Source organism: Ochrobactrum sp. PL_is501, assembly GCF_055816895.1.
This window is the reverse complement of the sequence record NZ_JBVPGR010000040.1, coordinates 422,687-439,520: the sequence shown is the minus strand read 5'-3', so window position 1 is coordinate 439,520 and position 16,834 is coordinate 422,687. Positions and strand designations below refer to the sequence as shown.

The 16,834-nt window shown below is 60.1% G+C and carries 14 protein-coding genes; 8 read left to right on the top strand and 6 right to left on the bottom strand.

Going from position 1 to position 16,834, the window contains the following annotated elements; genetic code table 11:
- Nucleotides 1–63 precede the first annotated feature (63 nt).
- The 8 genes from araD1 to mmsB all read left to right on the top strand — a co-directional run bounded on the left by araD1 (nucleotide 64) and on the right by mmsB (nucleotide 9,687).
- The gene (gene araD1, locus AC0TOF_RS21590) at nucleotides 64–1,056 is read left to right on the top strand and encodes an AraD1 family protein (protein ID WP_473769745.1); all 993 of its coding nucleotides are present in this window, start codon (nucleotides 64–66) and stop codon (nucleotides 1,054–1,056) included.
- A gap of 1 nt (nucleotide 1,057) precedes the next feature.
- Complete coding sequence (locus AC0TOF_RS21585) at nucleotides 1,058–1,993, top strand: Gfo/Idh/MocA family protein (protein WP_473769744.1); 936 nt, start codon at nucleotides 1,058–1,060, stop codon at nucleotides 1,991–1,993.
- A 141-nt stretch (nucleotides 1,994–2,134) separates the two neighbouring features.
- Nucleotides 2,135–3,940 carry an IlvD/Edd family dehydratase gene (locus tag AC0TOF_RS21580; RefSeq protein ID WP_473769743.1) on the top strand — a complete coding sequence of 602 codons (1,806 nt, stop codon included), beginning with the start codon at nucleotides 2,135–2,137 and terminating at the stop codon, nucleotides 3,938–3,940.
- 11 nt (nucleotides 3,941–3,951) lie between these two features.
- Nucleotides 3,952–4,881 carry a 2-dehydro-3-deoxygalactonokinase gene (locus AC0TOF_RS21575; RefSeq protein ID WP_473769742.1) on the top strand — a complete coding sequence of 310 codons (930 nt, stop codon included), beginning with the start codon at nucleotides 3,952–3,954 and terminating at the stop codon, nucleotides 4,879–4,881.
- Nucleotides 4,878–5,510 carry a 2-dehydro-3-deoxy-6-phosphogalactonate aldolase gene (locus AC0TOF_RS21570; RefSeq protein ID WP_473769741.1) on the top strand — a complete coding sequence of 211 codons (633 nt, stop codon included), beginning with the start codon at nucleotides 4,878–4,880 and terminating at the stop codon, nucleotides 5,508–5,510. Before AC0TOF_RS21575 ends, AC0TOF_RS21570 begins: the two co-directional genes overlap by 4 nt.
- A 166-nt stretch (nucleotides 5,511–5,676) precedes the next feature.
- Entirely contained in the window at nucleotides 5,677–6,741 is a 1,065-nt protein-coding gene (chvE, locus tag AC0TOF_RS21565) for a multiple monosaccharide ABC transporter substrate-binding protein (RefSeq protein ID WP_122001385.1), read from the top strand.
- Between the two features lie 154 nt (nucleotides 6,742–6,895).
- The gene (gene mmsA, locus AC0TOF_RS21560) at nucleotides 6,896–8,488 is read left to right on the top strand and encodes a multiple monosaccharide ABC transporter ATP-binding protein (protein WP_473769740.1); all 1,593 of its coding nucleotides are present in this window, start codon (nucleotides 6,896–6,898) and stop codon (nucleotides 8,486–8,488) included.
- Entirely contained in the window at nucleotides 8,485–9,687 is a 1,203-nt protein-coding gene (gene mmsB / locus AC0TOF_RS21555; protein ID WP_473769739.1) for a multiple monosaccharide ABC transporter permease, read from the top strand. Before mmsA ends, mmsB begins: the two co-directional genes overlap by 4 nt.
- A gap of 130 nt (nucleotides 9,688–9,817) precedes the next feature.
- Here the strand turns inward: mmsB and AC0TOF_RS21550 are convergent, their stop codons facing one another.
- The 6 genes from AC0TOF_RS21550 to hutH form a co-directional block, all read right to left on the bottom strand.
- Complete coding sequence (locus tag AC0TOF_RS21550; protein ID WP_473769738.1) at nucleotides 9,818–10,699, bottom strand: D-amino-acid transaminase; 882 nt, start codon at nucleotides 10,697–10,699, stop codon at nucleotides 9,818–9,820.
- A 118-nt stretch (nucleotides 10,700–10,817) separates the two neighbouring features.
- The gene (locus tag AC0TOF_RS21545; protein WP_473769737.1) at nucleotides 10,818–11,393 is read right to left on the bottom strand and encodes a HutD/Ves family protein; all 576 of its coding nucleotides are present in this window, start codon (nucleotides 11,391–11,393) and stop codon (nucleotides 10,818–10,820) included.
- Nucleotides 11,393–12,721 carry a YjiH family protein gene (locus AC0TOF_RS21540; protein WP_122001381.1) on the bottom strand — a complete coding sequence of 443 codons (1,329 nt, stop codon included), beginning with the start codon at nucleotides 12,719–12,721 and terminating at the stop codon, nucleotides 11,393–11,395. Before AC0TOF_RS21540 ends, AC0TOF_RS21545 begins: the two co-directional genes overlap by 1 nt.
- 74 nt (nucleotides 12,722–12,795) lie before the next feature.
- Complete coding sequence (gene hutU, locus AC0TOF_RS21535) at nucleotides 12,796–14,469, bottom strand: urocanate hydratase (protein WP_473769736.1); 1,674 nt, start codon at nucleotides 14,467–14,469, stop codon at nucleotides 12,796–12,798.
- 10 nt (nucleotides 14,470–14,479) lie between these two features.
- Entirely contained in the window at nucleotides 14,480–15,280 is an 801-nt protein-coding gene (gene hutG, locus AC0TOF_RS21530) for an N-formylglutamate deformylase (protein ID WP_473769735.1), read from the bottom strand.
- A 1-nt stretch (nucleotide 15,281) separates the two neighbouring features.
- The gene (hutH, locus tag AC0TOF_RS21525) at nucleotides 15,282–16,817 is read right to left on the bottom strand and encodes a histidine ammonia-lyase (protein ID WP_473769734.1); all 1,536 of its coding nucleotides are present in this window, start codon (nucleotides 16,815–16,817) and stop codon (nucleotides 15,282–15,284) included.
- Nucleotides 16,818–16,834 lie beyond the last annotated feature (17 nt).

Genomic DNA, 16,834 nt, shown 5'->3' with positions numbered 1-16,834 from the left:
TCGGGTGTTTTCAAGCGGTCGGGGTGAGTTCCGCAAAGGGTAATGCGGAAAATGGGAGGTTTGATGTTACGTCTGGTCCAGTTCCGCGATGAAAGCGGAGAAATGCGTGTGGCTGCCTGCAATGACGAGGGAGCGGCGCATGTCGTCACGGGCGTGGCAACGACCTATGAACTGGCCTCGGCGGCAATTGCCGCTGGCATCAGCCTTGAAGAACAGGTGGCGCAGAGCGGCAAGGGCGAAGCCGTCGATATAGAAGCCGCGCTTGCTGCGGGTCGCGTCGGCTTGCCGATCACCCATGAGGATCCGGCCCATCTGATTGTTGCCGGTACGGGCCTGACGCATCTGGGTTCCGCAGACGGTCGCGACAAGATGCACAAGGCCGCGCAGGCGGCTGAAAAGCCGACCGATTCCATGCGCATGTTCCTGATGGGCGTCGAGGGCGGCAAGCCGAAGCCGGGCGAGACCGGCGTGCAGCCCGAATGGTTCTACAAGGGCGACGGGTCGGCGCTGGTGGCAACCGGCGGCGAACTGGTTTCGCCTTCCTTCGCCGAAGATGGCGGCGAGGAACCAGAACTGGCGGGCATCTACCTGATCGGCCCGGATGGTACGCCGTTCCGGCTCGGCTTCTGCCTTGCCAACGAGTTTTCCGACCATGTGACCGAAAAGCAGAACTATCTCTGGCTTGCCCATTCCAAGCTGCGGCAGGCGGCGCTCGGGCCGGAACTTTATGTGGGCGCGCTGCCGGATCATGTGGAAGGCGTGTCGCGCATTCGTCGCGGCAATGAGATCATTTTTGAAAAGCCGTTCCTGTCGGGCGAAGCGAACATGTCGCACACGATTGCCAATCTGGAACACCATCATTTCAAATATGAACTGTTTCGTCGTCCCGGCGATATTCACGTGCACTTCTTCGGCACGGCAACCTTGTCCTTCTCGGAAGGCGTGAAGACGCAAACTGGCGACCAGTTCGAGATTTCCGCCAAGCCGTTCCGCTATCCGCTGGTCAACAGGCTGGCGCAGGCAGCCGCCGAAGACGTTGTCGTGAAGGCGCTCTGAAATGGCCACACAATCCAACATCGCGCTTGCAATCGTCGGTCTCGGCAAGATCGCGCGCGACCAGCATCTGCCGTCCATCGAGGCCGTCGATGGCATCGAGCTGAAAGCCATCGCCAGCCGCAATGCCGGGCTGGACGGAATGCCGTCCTTTCACGATATCGATGCGCTGTTAGACAGCGACATCGCAATTGACGCGGTGTCGCTCTGCACGCCGCCGCAAGGCCGCTTCGCCCAAGCCTATGCCGCTTTGAAAGCGCGCAAGCATGTGATGCTGGAAAAGCCTCCCGGCGCGACCATTTCCGAAGTGCAGGCGCTGGAGCGCCTTGCGCAAGCGGAAGGCGTTACGCTCTATGCGACATGGCATTCGCGGGAAGCGGCAGCGGTCGAACCGGCGCGGGAATTCCTGAAAGATGCGGAAATCCGCTCGGTATCGGTCATATGGAAGGAAGATGTGCGCCACTGGCACCCCGGCCAGCAATGGATATGGGAGCCGGGCGGGCTTGGTGTATTCGATCCGGGCATCAATGCGCTTTCCATCGTGACGCATATTCTGCCGGAACGCTTTTTTCTGACCCAATCCGATCTGTACTTTCCAGAAAATCGGGCGGCGCCCATTGCCGCTGACCTCAAGTTCCAGACGGAAAGCGGCATACCGGTTTCGTTTGAGCTGGACTGGCGGCAAACCGGCCCGCAGACCTGGGATATTCGTATTGAGACCGACAAGGGCACGGTTCTGCTCAGCCATGGCGGCAGCCGCCTGACCATTGCCGGGGCCGAGAAGATGGCCGAGCCGGACCGTGAGTATCAACGACTTTACAAGCGTTTCGTGCAATTGATCGACGTGGGGCGTTCGGATGTCGATCTCGCTCCGCTGACCCATGTGGCCGATGCGTTTCTGCTCGGAAAGCGGCATGTCGTCGAAGCTTTTGAAGATTAAAGCGCATCCCGAAAAGCGTGAAACGGTTTTCGGACAAGATGCGCGATGAACCAAACATTTGGAATATCGATCTGATTTTAAGGATCGGCGTCGAAGGAATCGAGACCGCTTTCTGGTCTCTTACCCATGCAGGACAATGAAATGAACAAGCCCGTCTCTCCGAAAACACCGAAGCTCCGCTCGCGCGCCTGGTTCGACAATCCCGATAATGTCGACATGACCGCGCTCTATCTGGAGCGCTACATGAATTACGGCCTGAGCCAGGAAGAGTTGCAGTCCGGTCGCCCGATCATCGGCATTGCGCAGACGGGTTCCGATCTCTCGCCTTGCAACCGTCATCATCTGGAACTGGCCAAGCGCGTGCGTGAAGGCGTGCGCGAGGCTGGCGGCATCGTCATCGAATTTCCGGTGCATCCAATTCAGGAAACCGGCAAGCGCCCGACGGCGGGCCTCGACCGCAATCTGGCCTATCTCGGCCTCGTGGAAGTGCTCTACGGCTACCCGCTGGATGGCGTCGTGCTGACAATCGGCTGTGACAAGACCACGCCTGCCTGCCTGATGGCAGCGGCAACCGTCAATATTCCGGCGATTGCGCTTTCGGTCGGCCCGATGCTCAATGGCTGGTTCCGTGGCGAACGCACGGGTTCGGGCACCATCGTCTGGAAGGCGCGCGAATTGCTCGCCAAGGGCGAGATCGACTATCAGGGCTTTGTCAAGCTCGTTGCGTCCTCGGCTCCGTCCACCGGCTATTGCAACACGATGGGTACGGCCACGACGATGAACTCGCTCGCCGAAGCGCTCGGCATGCAGCTTCCCGGTTCCGCCGCTATTCCGGCGCCGTACCGCGACCGTCAGGAAGTGGCATATCTTACCGGACGCCGCATCGTTGACATGGTGCATGAAGATTTGAAGCCGTCGGACATTCTGACCAAGGATGCCTTCATCAATGCGATCCGCGTCAATTCCGCCATTGGCGGCTCGACCAATGCGCCGATCCATCTGAACGCGCTTGCCCGTCATGTCGGCGTGGAGCTGACGGTTGATGACTGGCAGAAATATGGCGAGGAAATCCCGCTTCTGGTCAATCTCCAGCCTGCCGGTGAATATCTCGGCGAGGACTATTACCATGCGGGCGGTGTACCGGCTGTCGTCAATCAGCTGATGGGGCAGGGCCTCATCAATGAGGACGCGCTGACCGTCAACGGCAAGACCATCGGCGAGAACTGCAAGAACGCCACCATCGAAGACGGCAATGTCATCAAGACCTACGACCAGCCATTGAAGAAGCATGCCGGTTTCCGCGTGCTGCGCGGCAATCTGTTCTCGTCGGCGATCATGAAACTGAGCGTCATTTCGGACGAGTTCCGCAATCGCTACCTGTCCGACGACAAGGACCCGAACGCTTTTGAAGGCAAGGCGGTCGTGTTCGACGGACCGGAGGATTACCATCACCGCATCGACGATCCGTCGCTGGAAATCGACGAGCATACGGTGCTGTTCATGCGCGGTGCCGGTCCCATCGGCTATCCCGGCGCGGCGGAAGTCGTCAACATGCGCGCGCCGGATTATCTCTTGAAGAAGGGCGTTACGTCGCTGCCTTGCATTGGCGATGGTCGCCAGTCGGGCACTTCGGGTTCGCCTTCCATTCTCAATGCTTCGCCGGAAGCGGCGGCGGGCGGCGGTCTGGCCATTCTCAAGACCGGCGACCGCGTGCGCATCGATCTCGGTCGCGGCACGGCGGATATCCTGATTTCCGATGAGGAACTGGCCGAGCGCCGCAAGGCTTTGGAAGCGGCTGGCGGCTATAAATATCCGGAAAGCCAGACGCCGTGGCAGGAAATCCAGCGTGCGGTTGTCGGCCAGATGGAAACCGGCGCGGTTCTGGAAAATGCGGTCAAGTATCAGGACATCGCCCATACGCGCGGCCTGCCGCGAGACAACCACTAAGGCCGACCCGGATGGCTATCGATAAAAAGCCATTTGCAGCCGTAGCGGACTGGGGCACCACCCGGTTCCGCCTCTGGACGCTGGATGCCGATGGCAATGTGCTGGGCGAAAGCCGCGGCGATGATGGGCTGTTGCAGGCAAAGGAAGCCGGTTTTGAGCCGACGCTCGAACGGCATCTTTCCTCCGTGGATGCGCCGGATGATCTGCCAGTGGTGATCTGCGGCATGGCCGGTTCGCGGACCGGCTGGATCGAGGCGCCCTATATGAGCCTTCCTGCCGGGCTGGACGGCATTGTGAAGGCTGCGGTGCGCGTGCCTGCGCGCCGCAACGTCATCATGCTGCCGGGCGTCGCCCGGCAGGACGAGGCATCGCCCGATGTGATGCGCGGCGAGGAGACAAAACTGCTCGGCCTCGTGCATCGCGGAACGCATGATGCCGTTGTCGTCATGCCCGGCACTCATGCCAAATGGGTGCGGATTGCCGATGGCGGTCTTGCCGATTACCGAACCTTCATGACCGGCGAAATGTTCGCTCTTTTGAAGGACAAGTCTGTGCTGGCCGGTGCGCTGGAAGGTGCGGGCGGGGTCGATCCGCATGGCGCGGCTTTCGCAGCGGGTGTCAGGGCGTCGCTCGAAAATCCGGCGCTGATTTCCAACGCGCTTTTCTCCATTCGCGCAGGCTGGCTCGTGCATGATCGCAAGCCGACCGACCAGCTTGCCCGTTTGTCCGGCCTGCTGATCGGGCTGGAAGTCGCGGGCGGGCGCACGCTTTACGGCGGCCCCGGAGAAGTGCTGCTCCTCTCGGACGACACGATGGGCGCGCTCTACGGGAGCGCGCTTGAAATCGGCGGCTTGACGGTCCGGCGCGTGGCGGCAGATGAACTGGTGCGTGATGGGCTGTTCATGGCGGCACGGCACGCTTTCGGAGGAACTGCGCAATGAGCGACCGCATCGCATGGCCAAAATTGCGCTATCCGCTGGTCGCGATCCTGCGCGGCATTCGCTGGCAGGAAACCGAGGCGATTATCAGCGCCCTGATCGAGACGGGTTTCGAGGCCATTGAAATCCCGCTCAATTCGCCGGAACCGTTCGTGTCGATCGAGAAGGCCGCGAAGCTCGCGCCTGCCAATGTGCTGATTGGTGCGGGAACGGTGCTGAGCGTTGAAGATGTGGACCGTCTCAATGATGTTGGCGGCAGGCTTTTGGTCAGCCCGAATGTCGAGCCGGATGTCATTCGCCGCGCAAGCCAGCACGGCATGGTGACTATGCCGGGCGTGTTCACGCCGACGGAAGCCTTTTCGGCGATCCGCGCGGGCGCATCGGCGCTGAAGTTCTTCCCGGCAAGTGTGCTGGGTGCTGACGGCATCAAGGCGGTATGCGCCGTCTTGCCAAAGGATATTCCGGTCGGGGCCGTTGGTGGCGTTTCCGAAGCGGATTTTGCGACCTATCGGGCAGCGGGCGTGAGCTGTTTCGGACTTGGTTCCAGTCTGTACAAAGCTGGTTTGACGGTCGCTGACGTGCGTGAACGCGCTGAGCGCGCGGTTGCGGCATGGGACAAGATCGCGGGCTAGAGCATGTCTCCCAAAAGTGGGAACCGGTTTTGGGACAAAGACATGCGTAAAAACGAAAGCTTAAAGCATCTTGTTTTTTGGAGGAATTCCGCGTGGCCGGAAGGTTGGGGGCGAAAAATTTGGGAGAACGACAGGCGCAAACCTGTCCCAATTTGGGAGTGAGACAATGGCAGGCATGAAATCTCTAACACTGGCAGTCGCGATGGCCGCGCTTGCCTTTAGCGGTCTGGCGCATGCGGAAGACAAGGGTCTTGTCGCCGTCGCCATGCCGACGAAGTCTTCGGCGCGCTGGATTGCCGATGGCGACAACATGGTCAAGGTGTTGAAGGAACGCGGCTACCAGACCGATCTTCAATATGCCGAAGACGATGTGCCGAACCAGCTTGCGCAGATCGAGAACATGGTGACCAAGGGCGCCAAGGTTCTCGTCGTTGCATCCATCGACGGCACGACGCTTTCCGATGTTCTGGCCAAGGCACATGACGCAGGCATCAAGGTCATCGCCTATGATCGCCTGATCCGCGATACGCCGAATGTCGATTACTATGCGACCTTCGACAATTTTCAGGTGGGCGTGCTGCAGGCACAGTCCATCGAGAAGGCTCTGGACCTGAAGAACAAGCCGGGCCCGTTCAATATCGAGCTTTTCGGCGGCTCGCCGGACGATAACAACGCATATTTCTTCTACAACGGCGCGATGTCGGTGCTGCAGCCCTATATCGATAGCGGCAAGGTGGTGATCGCCAGCGGCCAGACCGGCATGGACAAGGTGGCGACCCTGCGCTGGGACGGTGCAACCGCCCAGGCTCGCATGGATTCGATCCTTTCCGCCTATTATGCCGACAAGAAGCTCGATGCGGTCCTCTCGCCCTATGACGGCATTTCCATCGGTATCCTGTCGTCGCTCAAGGGTGTAGGCTATGGCAGCGGCGACATGCCGATGCCGGTTGTCTCCGGTCAGGACGCGGAAGTGCCTTCGGTGAAGTCGATCCTTGCCGGTGAGCAGAATTCGACCATCTTCAAGGATACCCGTGAACTCGCCAAGGTCACGGTCGACATGGTCGATGCGCTGATGAGCGGCAAGGAGCCGGAAGTCAACGACACCAAGACCTATGACAATGGCGTCAAGGTCGTGCCGTCCTATCTGCTCAAGCCGGTGATCGTCGACAAGTCGAACTGGAAACAGGTTCTGGTCGATAGCGGTTACTACAAGGAAGACCAGATCCAGTAATTTCTGTTCCGGGCGCATCGGAGGATATGCCCGGCGCCTTCTGCAAGCCATTGCCCCAAACTCCCCAGCCTTTCGGCTGGGGTAGGCTTGGCGGTTGACAGCGTTGTCTTTCTTGCGCGGGCAATGGTTGCAGAATTTGTAATGGGAGCGAGCGATGAACCTAGCCAATCCTGTCCTGCGCGAGCAGCCTGACGGCGAGCCGGAAATCACCGGCAAGCCGCTTCTGGAAATGCGCGGCATCAGCAAGTCTTTCGGGGTTGTCAAAGCGCTGAGCGATGTCAACTTCACCGTGATGCCGGGCGAGATTCACGCCTTTGTGGGTGAGAACGGAGCGGGCAAGTCGACCTTGATGAAGGTGCTGTCGGGTGTCTATCCGCATGGCAGCTACGAAGGATCGATCTTCTTTGACGGCGAGGAACGGCAGTTTCGCGACATCAACGATTCCGAAGCGCTCGGCATCGTCATCATTCATCAGGAGCTGGCGCTCATACCGCTGATGACGATTGCCGAGAACATTTTCCTCGTCAATCCGCCTGCGAGCTATGGTGTCATCGACCGCAGCACGGTGCACAAGCGCACCCGCGAGCTTTTGCAGAAGGTCGGCCTGTCGGAACAGCCAGATACGCTCGTCACGGATATTGGCGTCGGCAAGCAGCAGCTTGTCGAAATCGCCAAGGCATTGTCGAAGCGCGTGCGGCTTCTGATCCTCGACGAACCGACCGCGAGCCTCAACGAGACCGACAGCGCGGCATTGCTGGCGCTTCTGCGGGAGTTTCGCGCACAGGGCATCACGTCGATCCTCATTTCGCACAAGCTCAACGAAATCCGCGAAGTCGCCGACAAGATCACGGTGCTGCGCGATGGCAAGGCGGTGGCAACACTCGATTGTCATGCGGGAGAGGTCGAGGAAGACGACATTATTCGAAAGATGGTGGATCGCGATCTGGAGAGCCGCTACCCGAAGCGCGATCCCAAGATCGGTGACGTAATCTTTGAAGTCGATAACTGGTCGGTCTATCATCCGCTGCATCCGGAGCGGCACTCGGTCAAGAACGTCTCGTTCAAGGTGCGCGCGGGCGAGATCGTCGGCATTGCCGGATTGATGGGCGCGGGCCGCACGGAATTCGCCATGAGCCTTTTCGGGCGTTCTTGGGGCACGAATATCAGCGGCGAGGCGCGCATCAACGGCAAGCAGGCGGATATTTCCACCGTGGCGCGGGCGATCAAGGCTGGGCTTGCCTATGTGACCGAGGACCGCAAGAAGCTTGGCCTCGTTCTGGGCGAGAACATTTCGCGCAACATCTCGCTCGCGCACTTGCGCGGCGTCAGCCCGAAAGGCGTCATCGACGATATTCGCGAAATGAAGATCGCGAATTCCTATCGCGAGCAGATGAGCATTCGCTGCCACAACGTCTATCAGGAAACCGGCACGCTTTCGGGCGGCAACCAGCAGAAGGTGGTGCTGTCGAAATGGCTCTTCACCGGCCCGGACGTGCTGATCCTCGACGAGCCGACACGCGGCATCGATGTCGGCGCGAAATACGACATTTACACAATCATCAATTCACTGGCTGACAGCGGCAAGGGCGTGGTCGTCATTTCTTCGGAAATGCCGGAACTGATCGGCATCTGCGACCGCATCGTCGTCATGCATGAAGGCGCTTTCGTCGGCGAAGTCGCCGGAGAGGAAGCAACGCAGGAAAATATCATGCGCGCCATCATGCGGAACAAGGGAAAACGGCAATGAGCGAGAACATCATCGGAAGCAGCGAGTCGAAGGCTCCGGCGAGCAGCGTGGGGCGCTATCTCAAGAACAATCTGCGCGAATCCGGCATGCTGCTCTCGCTGGTCGCGATCATGATCTTTTTCCAGATCGTGACGGGCGGCGTGCTGATGAAGCCGCTGAACCTCACCAATCTGGTGCTACAGAACAGCTATATCGTCATCATGGCATTGGGGATGCTGCTCATCATCGTCACCGGCCATATCGATCTTTCCGTCGGCTCGGTCTGCGGCTTTATCGGTGCACTTGCTGCGGTGATGATGGTGAGGCTCGGCGTGCCTTTTCCCATCGCGGCAATTCTCTGCCTGCTGGTGGGCGGGCTCATCGGCGCGATACAGGGCTTCTGGGTCGCCTATTTCAATATTCCGTCCTTCATCGTCACGTTGGCGGGCATGCTGGTCTTCAAGGGCCTGATGCTGGCCGTGCTGGGCGGACAATCGGTCGGGCCGTTTCCGGTGGTGTTCCAGAAACTTTCGTCCGGCTTCATTCCCGAAATCATCGGTACGACCGGCGGTGTCTATCTGACATCCCTCATCATCGGCGTGCTGCTTGCAGGTTTCATGATCTGGCAGAATGTGAAATCCCGGCAGCGCCATATCGCCCATGAGGTGGAAACGGAACCCTTTGGACTGTTCGTCATCAAGAACATCCTGTTCTTTGCCGCGATTGCCTATCTGTCGCTGTTGATTTCCATGCATCGCGGCTTGCCGAACGTGCTCATCATCATGGCGGTTCTGATTGCGGCCTATGCGTTTCTGACCAATCGCACCGTCCTTGGACGGCAGATTTATGCAGTGGGCGGAAACCGCCATGCCGCCAAGCTTTCCGGCGTGAAGACCGAGCGGCTGACCTTCCTCGCATTCGTCAATATGGGCGTGCTGGCAGCACTCGCCGGTCTGGTCTTTGCAGCTCGCCTCAACACGGCGACGCCCAAGGCCGGTATCGGCTTTGAGCTGGACGTGATCGCGGCCTGCTTCATCGGCGGTGCCTCGGCCTATGGCGGCGTCGGTCGCGTGACGGGTGCGGTGATCGGCGCGCTGATCATGGGCGTGATGAACAACGGCATGTCGATCCTCGGCATCGGCATCGATTACCAGCAGGTCATCAAGGGAATTGTTCTTCTCGGAGCGGTGTGTATCGACGTCTACAATCAAAAACGCTGAGGCACTTCGGCGCTTGTCCCTCATCCTGAGCTTGTCGAAGGACGAGGGCAGGCCCCGGTAGGTTTTCCCTCTCTCCTTCGATCCTTCGACAAGCTCAGGATGAGGAGCGAGGGAAAAGGCGCATCTTGCTTCAGATTGCCGTACGGCGTGCGTGGTCGAGATAGATTTCGCGCAGGCGTTGGGCGATCGGGCCGGGCTTTCCATCGCCGATGGTCTTTTCATCGATGACAGTGATCGGCGTAACGAATGTGCCTGCGCTGGTGAGGAAAGCTTCCTTTGCAGCATAGGCTTCATCAATGGTGAAGAGGCGCTCTTCCAGCTTCATGCCGGTCTCTGCGATCAGTTGCAGAAGCGAGCGCCGCGTGCAGCCGGGCAGGATGGAATTGCTGTTAGGGCGCGTGACGACGACATCATCCCTGGTCACGATATAGGCGGTGGACGATGCGCCTTCGGTCACGTAGCCGTCCTCGATCATCCATGCTTCATCGCAACCGGCATTCTTGGCGATTTCCTTGGCGAGCGCCTGCGGCAGCAGGCAGACAGTCTTGATGTCGCGGCGCTTCCAGCGCAGATCTTCGAGCGAAAGCACACGCGCGCCGGTCTTCAGCACCGGCTTGTCGAGCAGGCCGGTTTCCTGTGTGAACAGGACAACCGATGGCTTCATGTCCTTTGCAGGCACAAAATCCCGGTCGCGTCCGTCGCCGCGCGTCACTTGCAGATAGACCAGACCTTCGGTCAGATTGTTGCGGCGGATCAATTCGCGCTCAACAGCGACGATCTCATCCACGCTCATCGGCATGGGAATGCCGATCTCGCCGGTCGAGCGGCGCAGGCGTGTCATATGCGGTTCGCTGTCGATGAGCTTGCCTTCCAGAACGGCGGTGACTTCGTAAATGCCGTCGCCGAAGAGAAAGCCACGGTCGAAAATGGAAATGCGGGCATCGCGGACGGTGACATATTCGCCGTTGACATAAACGATGCGGTTTTCAAGTTCTTCTGCTGAAACGGCCATGTGGGATGAGTCCTGACGTGAAAGGGCCGCGACACAAGTCGCGACCCTTTCATATGCCACACAATGTTTTAAGGGAATATTTTTCGTGCGGCCGTCTGGCCGCTGCGACGGACTCTGATCAGGCTGCAATGATCGAGATCAGAAATGCCGTTCCCTTGCCCTTGATCGTCAGGGGGATGGCATTGCAGTTTGCGAAAACCGCGCAGTCCAGTTTCTCCAGACGAATTGCCTCGCTATCCCAAGTCAGGTCGAGTTGGCCTTCGGCGCAGAAAAGAAGCGCCGGATTGCCATCGGCCACAACCAATGTGGTGTCATCGACAGGCAGGCGGCTGACCCTATGGGTAAAACGGCCGCGCCGTGTCATGACATTGAGGTCGGTAATTGCCGATCCGGTCAGGCGCGCGCTGGAACGGGCGTCGGCGGCGAAAGCCAGCGGTGCGCTTTCGCGGGTGAGTTTCGTTTCCTCCCCCTCGACATCAAGCACGATGCCGTCCCCCTCCAGCACCGACAATGTGCGGTCGATGCCGGGAAAGATGGAAAAGGGGCCATCGCTGGCCACTGTTGCCGTGGAGATGCGCCAGTCGAAATCATCGACTGACGCGCCTTGCGGGTGAATGGCGATTTCGACCGTGACGCCGCCGCCGTTTTTCCACGGCATGCGGCGGTGGTTGTCTGCCTTCAGGAGAGAGGGCATCAGCCGAGCCACCCCTTGGACGCTGCCCAGAACGCAATCGGCGCCGTGAACAGGATGCTGAGCGCGGTGCGGATATACCAGATCACGATCAGGTCGCGGAACTTCAACGGGATCGATGTTGCCAGCACGCAAGGGATCGAAGCCGACAGGAACAGGACCTGGCTGACCGAAACCACTGCGGCCACGAATTTAAGGACGACATCGGCGTCTTTCAGCAGGATGGCGGGCAGGAACATTTCGGCAAGGCCGGAGGCCATGGATTTCGCCGCGAGCATCGGGTCTGCCAGTTGCGCGATCCAGGTGAACGGGTAGAGGGCGAGGCCCAGAACGTCGAAGATCGGCGTGTATTTGGAGGCAAGCAGGCCGAGAAGGCCAACGGCCATGATGCTTGGCAGGATCATCGCCGCCATGCGCAGGCCATCAAGGAAAGTAGCCCACAGAAGCGGAAGAAGCTTCGGCGCGCTCTGTGCCTGCTGGATGCCGGTTTCGATTGCCGTTTGAATGCGACCCTTGCCAGCGGGCAGCGGGGTATCGCGGTCGCCCGGATGATCCATGCGGCTCAGCGGCCACAGGCGGGCGGTGATGGCCGACACGATGAACGTGACGAAGAAAGTGGACCAGAAATAAAGGTTCCAGGCATCCATCAGGCCAAGCGTCTTGGCGACGATGATCATGAACGTGGCGGAAACCGTGGAAAAGCCGGTGGCGATGATAGCCGCTTCCCGAGCGGTATATTTGCCTTCCTTATAAACGCGGTCGGTAATCAGGAGCGCAAGCGAATAGCTGCCGACGAAAGAAGCGACGGCGTCGATGGCCGACCAGCCCGGCGTGCGCCAGATCGGGCGCATGATTGGCTGGACGATGACGCCGGTAAATTCCAGCAGGCCGTAGCCGATGAGAAAGGCAAGCGCCAGCGCACCGATAGGGACGATGAGCCCGACCGACAGGACGAGCTTGTCGAACAGGAACGGCAGCATGTCGGGCGTGAAGAGGGCGGCAGGGCCCACACCGGCCAGATACATGCAGGCCAGCACGAAGCCGACGACGCGCAGGACCGAGAAGATCGTCTCGGTGAGGTTGGCTTTCCACTTTCCGGTGATGAAGGGCGCAAATGCGCCATAGGCGATCAGCAGGCACACAAAGGCCAGCGCAAATGGGCGAAGCTGGGTCGCTACGGCGGTGGCTGCATGGTCGAGCAGAATGGTGGATTTGCCGCCGATGGTAACGGGCACGAAAAAGAAGAAGATACCTATGAAACTGTATAGCACCAGTTTCAAGGCAGCAGGGCCGCGAGAGCTCTCATTGCGGCCAAGTGTGGTATCTGTCATGTTATTCCCCTGTATGCATGGTTTTTCAATGAAAAAGGCGACCCCCGCGAGAGGGTCGCCTTTGGTATTGGGCGTTAGTTGCCGAGGATGCCGGGCAGGCGCAGACCTTGCTGCTTTGCCCAGTCGAGCGCTATGTCGTAGCCCGCATCGGCATGACGCATGACCCCCGTTGCAGGGTCGTTCCACAACACGCGACCGATGCGCTGGTCGGCATCTTCGGTGCCGTCGCAGCAGATGACCATGCCCGAATGCTGGCTGAAGCCCATGCCGACACCGCCGCCGTGATGCAGCGAAACCCATGTCGCGCCCGAAGCCGTGTTGAGCAACGCATTGAGCAGCGGCCAGTCGGAAACGGCATCCGAGCCGTCCTTCATCGCCTCGGTTTCGCGGTTGGGCGAGGCGACGGAGCCGCTGTCGAGATGGTCGCGACCGATCACGACCGGCGCTTTCAGTTCGCCATTCCTGACCATTTCGTTGAAGGCGAGGCCGAGGCGGTGACGGTCGCCGAGGCCGACCCAGCAGATGCGTGCGGGCAGGCCCTGGAACTCGATGCGTTCCTTCGCCATGTCGAGCCAGTTGTGCAGATGCTTGTTGTCCGGCAGCAGTTCCTTCACCTTGGCGTCGGTCTTTGCAATATCTTCCGGATCGCCGGAAAGGGCAGCCCAACGGAAAGGCCCGATGCCGCGGCAGAAGAGCGGGCGGATATAGGCGGGAACGAAGCCGGGGAAGTCGAAGGCGTTTTCCAGACCTTCTTCCAGCGCCATCTGGCGGATATTATTGCCGTAATCGACGGTCGGAATGCCTGCATTCCAGAAATCGAGCATCGCCTGAACCTGCACCTTCATCGAGGCGCGGGCGGCCTTGGCGACAGCCTTCGGATCGCTTTCCTGCTTGGCGCGCCATTCGGCGACCGTCCAGCCGATCGGCAGATAGCCGTGCACCGGATCGTGAGCGGAAGTCTGGTCGGTGACGATGTCGGGACGCACGCCGCGCTTGACGAGTTCCGGAAATATTTCAGCCGCATTGCCGATGAGCGCAATGGACTTTGCCTCGCCTGCCTTGGTCCACTCATCGATCTTTGCCAGCGCTTCGTCGAGGCTGTGGGTCTTTTCATCGACATAACGGGTGCGGAGGCGGAAATCGGCGCGGGTTTCGTCGCATTCTACCGCAAGGCAGCAGGCACCGGCCATGACGGCTGCGAGAGGCTGCGCGCCGCCCATGCCCCCAAGACCGCCGGTCAAAATCCACTTGCCCTTGAGGTTGCCGTCATAATGCTGGCGACCGGCTTCCACGAAGGTCTCGTATGTGCCCTGAACGATGCCCTGCGCGCCGATATAGATCCACGAACCGGCGGTCATCTGGCCATACATGGCAAGACCCTTCTTATCCAGTTCGTTGAAGTGGTCCCAGGTCGCCCAATGCGGCACGAGGTTGGAATTGGCGATCAGGACACGGGGCGCATCCTTGTGGGTGCGGAACACGCCGACGGGCTTGCCCGACTGCACCAGCAGGGTTTCGTCTTCATTGAGCGTCTTGAGGGTCGCGACGATGCGGTCGAAATCATCCCAGGTGCGGGCCGCGCGACCGATGCCGCCATAAACGACCAGCTCATGCGGGCGCTCGGCCACATCGGGGTCGAGGTTGTTCATCAACATGCGAAGCGGCGCTTCGGTCAGCCAGCTTTTTGCATTGAGTTCGTTGCCGCGTGGAGCGCGCACTTCGCGCTCGTTATGGCGTGGATTGGACATGATGTTCTCCTCAGGAAATTAATTTGGGTGCCAGCTGTTCCAGCTGCTGCAAAAGGGATTTGAGATGTACGCGAAGCTTGTCGGCCTTGGCCTCGTCATAGGCGAAGGGAACCGCTTCGGTGGCCAGATGCGTGGACTGGGCAAGCTCCATCTGGATGGCGTGGACGCCGCTCCCCGGCTTGCCGTAATGGCGCGTGGTCCAGCCGCCCTTGAAACGGCCATTGAGGATCGACGTATAGCCTTCAGCCCGTCCCGTTGTCTCGACAGCGGCGGCTTCGATGGCGGGCGCGCAGGTCTTGCCCATATCCGTTCCGATGTTGAAATCCGGCAGCTTGCCTTCGAACAGAAACGGGATGTGGGACCGGATCGAATGGCAGTCATAGAGAATGGCGACGCCATGGATCGCCTTGACGCGCTCGATTTCGGCGGCAAGCGCGTCGTGATAGGGCTTGTGGAAACGGGCGATGCGGTCGGCAATATCGGCTTCGGTCGGCGCTTCACCGTCCTTCCAGATGGCAACGCCATCAAAGTCGGTTTCGGGGATCAGCGTCGTGGTGTTCTGGCCGGGATAGAGACTGACGCCTGCCGGATCGCGATTGGCGTCAATGCAATAGCGATGGAAGGTGGCGCGCACCGTCGTTGCATCGTCAAGCAGGCCATCGTAGAGCCGGTGAATGTGCCAGTCAGTATCGGCAAGGATTTTGCCGTTATCGTTGAGGCGCGCAAGAATGTCGTCCGGCACATCGGTTCCGGTGTGCGGGAGGCCGAGAATGACGGGCGACGTGCCCTGACGGATTTCAAAGGCGCTCATTTCACGCCTCCAGATCGGGCAGGATGCCAGCGGAAACAACGCTTGAAAGCGTGCCATCGGCTACCAGTTCGGCAGCGGCCTTGAGATCGTCGGCCATGTAGCGATCTTCTTCCAGCGTCGGCACGCGGCCGCGCAGCGCGGCGATGACCTTGCCAAGTTCCGGGCTGGTGGTCAGCGGCTCGCGCAGTTCCACGCCGAGCGCGCCGGTCAGTGCCTCGATGCCGATGATGGCGTTGAGATTGGCGGTCATCTGGAGAAGACGGCGTGCGCCATGGCAGGCCATGGACACATGGTCTTCCTGATTGGCCGAGGTGGGGGTGGAATCGACGGAAGCCGGATGCGCCATCTGCTTGTTTTCGCTCATCAGCGCGGCGGACGTGACTTCCGCGATCATCAGGCCGGAATTGAGCCCCGGCTTGCGCGCGAGGAATGCCGGAAGGCCAAACGACAAAGCCGGGTCGACCAGAAGCGCGATGCGGCGCTGTGAGATTGCGCCGATTTCGCAGACGGCAAGCGCGATCTGATCGGCAGCGAAGGCGACAGGTTCGGCATGGAAATTGCCGCCCGATACGGCGCGGCCGTCCGAAAGCACGAGCGGGTTGTCGGTGACGGCATTGGCTTCGATTTCCAGCGTGCGCGCCGCTTGCCGCAGAATATCGAGGCAAGCGCCATCGACTTGCGGCTGGCAGCGGATGCAATAGGGGTCCTGCACGCGCTGGTCGCCTTCAAGATGGCTCTGGCGGATGACGGAACCTTCGAGCAGGGCGCGCAGTGCGCGACCCGCATCGATCTGGCCCTTATGGCCGCGGAGAGTGTGGATTTCCTCGTGGAAAGGCGCATCCGATCCCATGGCGGCATCGGTCGAGAGCGCGCCAGTGATGAGCGCCGTCTGCGCCGCACGATGGGCACGGAAGAGACCGGCCAGCGCCAAGGCGGTGGAGGTCTGGGTGCCGTTGATCAGCGCCAGCCCTTCCTTGGCGGCAAGCACGACCGGTTTCAGTCCGGCCTTTTCCAGCGCCTTCGCGCTGGACAGTCGTTCACCCTTATAAAAGGCTTCGCCTTCGCCGATCATGGCGGCGGTCATGTGGGCGAGCGGCGCAAGGTCGCCCGAAGCACCGACAGAGCCCTTTTCCGGGATCATCGGGATCACGCCTTTTTCCAGCATGTCTTCGATGAGAGTGATGACTTCAAGCCGTACGCCGGATGCACCGCGACCGAGCGAGATCAGTTTCAGCGCCATGATGAGACGCACGATGTCTTCCGACAGCGGTTCGCCGACGCCGCAGCAATGCGACAGGATCAGATTGCGCTGGAGCGTGGCGACATCGCCTGCCGCAATGCGGATCGAGGCGAGTTTTCCGAAGCCGGTATTGATGCCGTAGACCGGCTCGTCGCCTGCCGCAATTTCTGCAATGCGCGCTGCCGCTTTTTCGACACCGGCGTGAAAGGTCGGGTCGATGCGCACCGGAACGGCCTTACGATAGATAGTCTCCAGCGTTTCGAGCGGGACAGAACCGGGCTTGAGAATGATGGTCATGAAAATGCTCCGTTGCA

Coding starts and splice junctions, on each gene's coding strand:
- AC0TOF_RS21575 (WP_473769742.1), top strand. CDS start 3,952: ATGGCTATCGATAAAAAGCCATTTGCAGCCGTAGCGGACTGGGGCACC.
- mmsB (WP_473769739.1), top strand. CDS start 8,485: ATGAGCGAGAACATCATCGGAAGCAGCGAGTCGAAGGCTCCGGCGAGC.
- AC0TOF_RS21540 (WP_122001381.1), bottom strand. CDS start 12,721: ATGACAGATACCACACTTGGCCGCAATGAGAGCTCTCGCGGCCCTGCT.
- hutH (WP_473769734.1), bottom strand. CDS start 16,817: ATGACCATCATTCTCAAGCCCGGTTCTGTCCCGCTCGAAACGCTGGAG.
- mmsA (WP_473769740.1), top strand. CDS start 6,896: ATGAACCTAGCCAATCCTGTCCTGCGCGAGCAGCCTGACGGCGAGCCG.
- hutU (WP_473769736.1), bottom strand. CDS start 14,469: ATGTCCAATCCACGCCATAACGAGCGCGAAGTGCGCGCTCCACGCGGC.
- AC0TOF_RS21585 (WP_473769744.1), top strand. CDS start 1,058: ATGGCCACACAATCCAACATCGCGCTTGCAATCGTCGGTCTCGGCAAG.
- chvE (WP_122001385.1), top strand. CDS start 5,677: ATGGCAGGCATGAAATCTCTAACACTGGCAGTCGCGATGGCCGCGCTT.
- AC0TOF_RS21550 (WP_473769738.1), bottom strand. CDS start 10,699: ATGGCCGTTTCAGCAGAAGAACTTGAAAACCGCATCGTTTATGTCAAC.
- AC0TOF_RS21570 (WP_473769741.1), top strand. CDS start 4,878: ATGAGCGACCGCATCGCATGGCCAAAATTGCGCTATCCGCTGGTCGCG.
- hutG (WP_473769735.1), bottom strand. CDS start 15,280: ATGAGCGCCTTTGAAATCCGTCAGGGCACGTCGCCCGTCATTCTCGGC.
- araD1 (WP_473769745.1), top strand. CDS start 64: ATGTTACGTCTGGTCCAGTTCCGCGATGAAAGCGGAGAAATGCGTGTG.
- AC0TOF_RS21580 (WP_473769743.1), top strand. CDS start 2,135: ATGAACAAGCCCGTCTCTCCGAAAACACCGAAGCTCCGCTCGCGCGCC.
- AC0TOF_RS21545 (WP_473769737.1), bottom strand. CDS start 11,393: ATGCCCTCTCTCCTGAAGGCAGACAACCACCGCCGCATGCCGTGGAAA.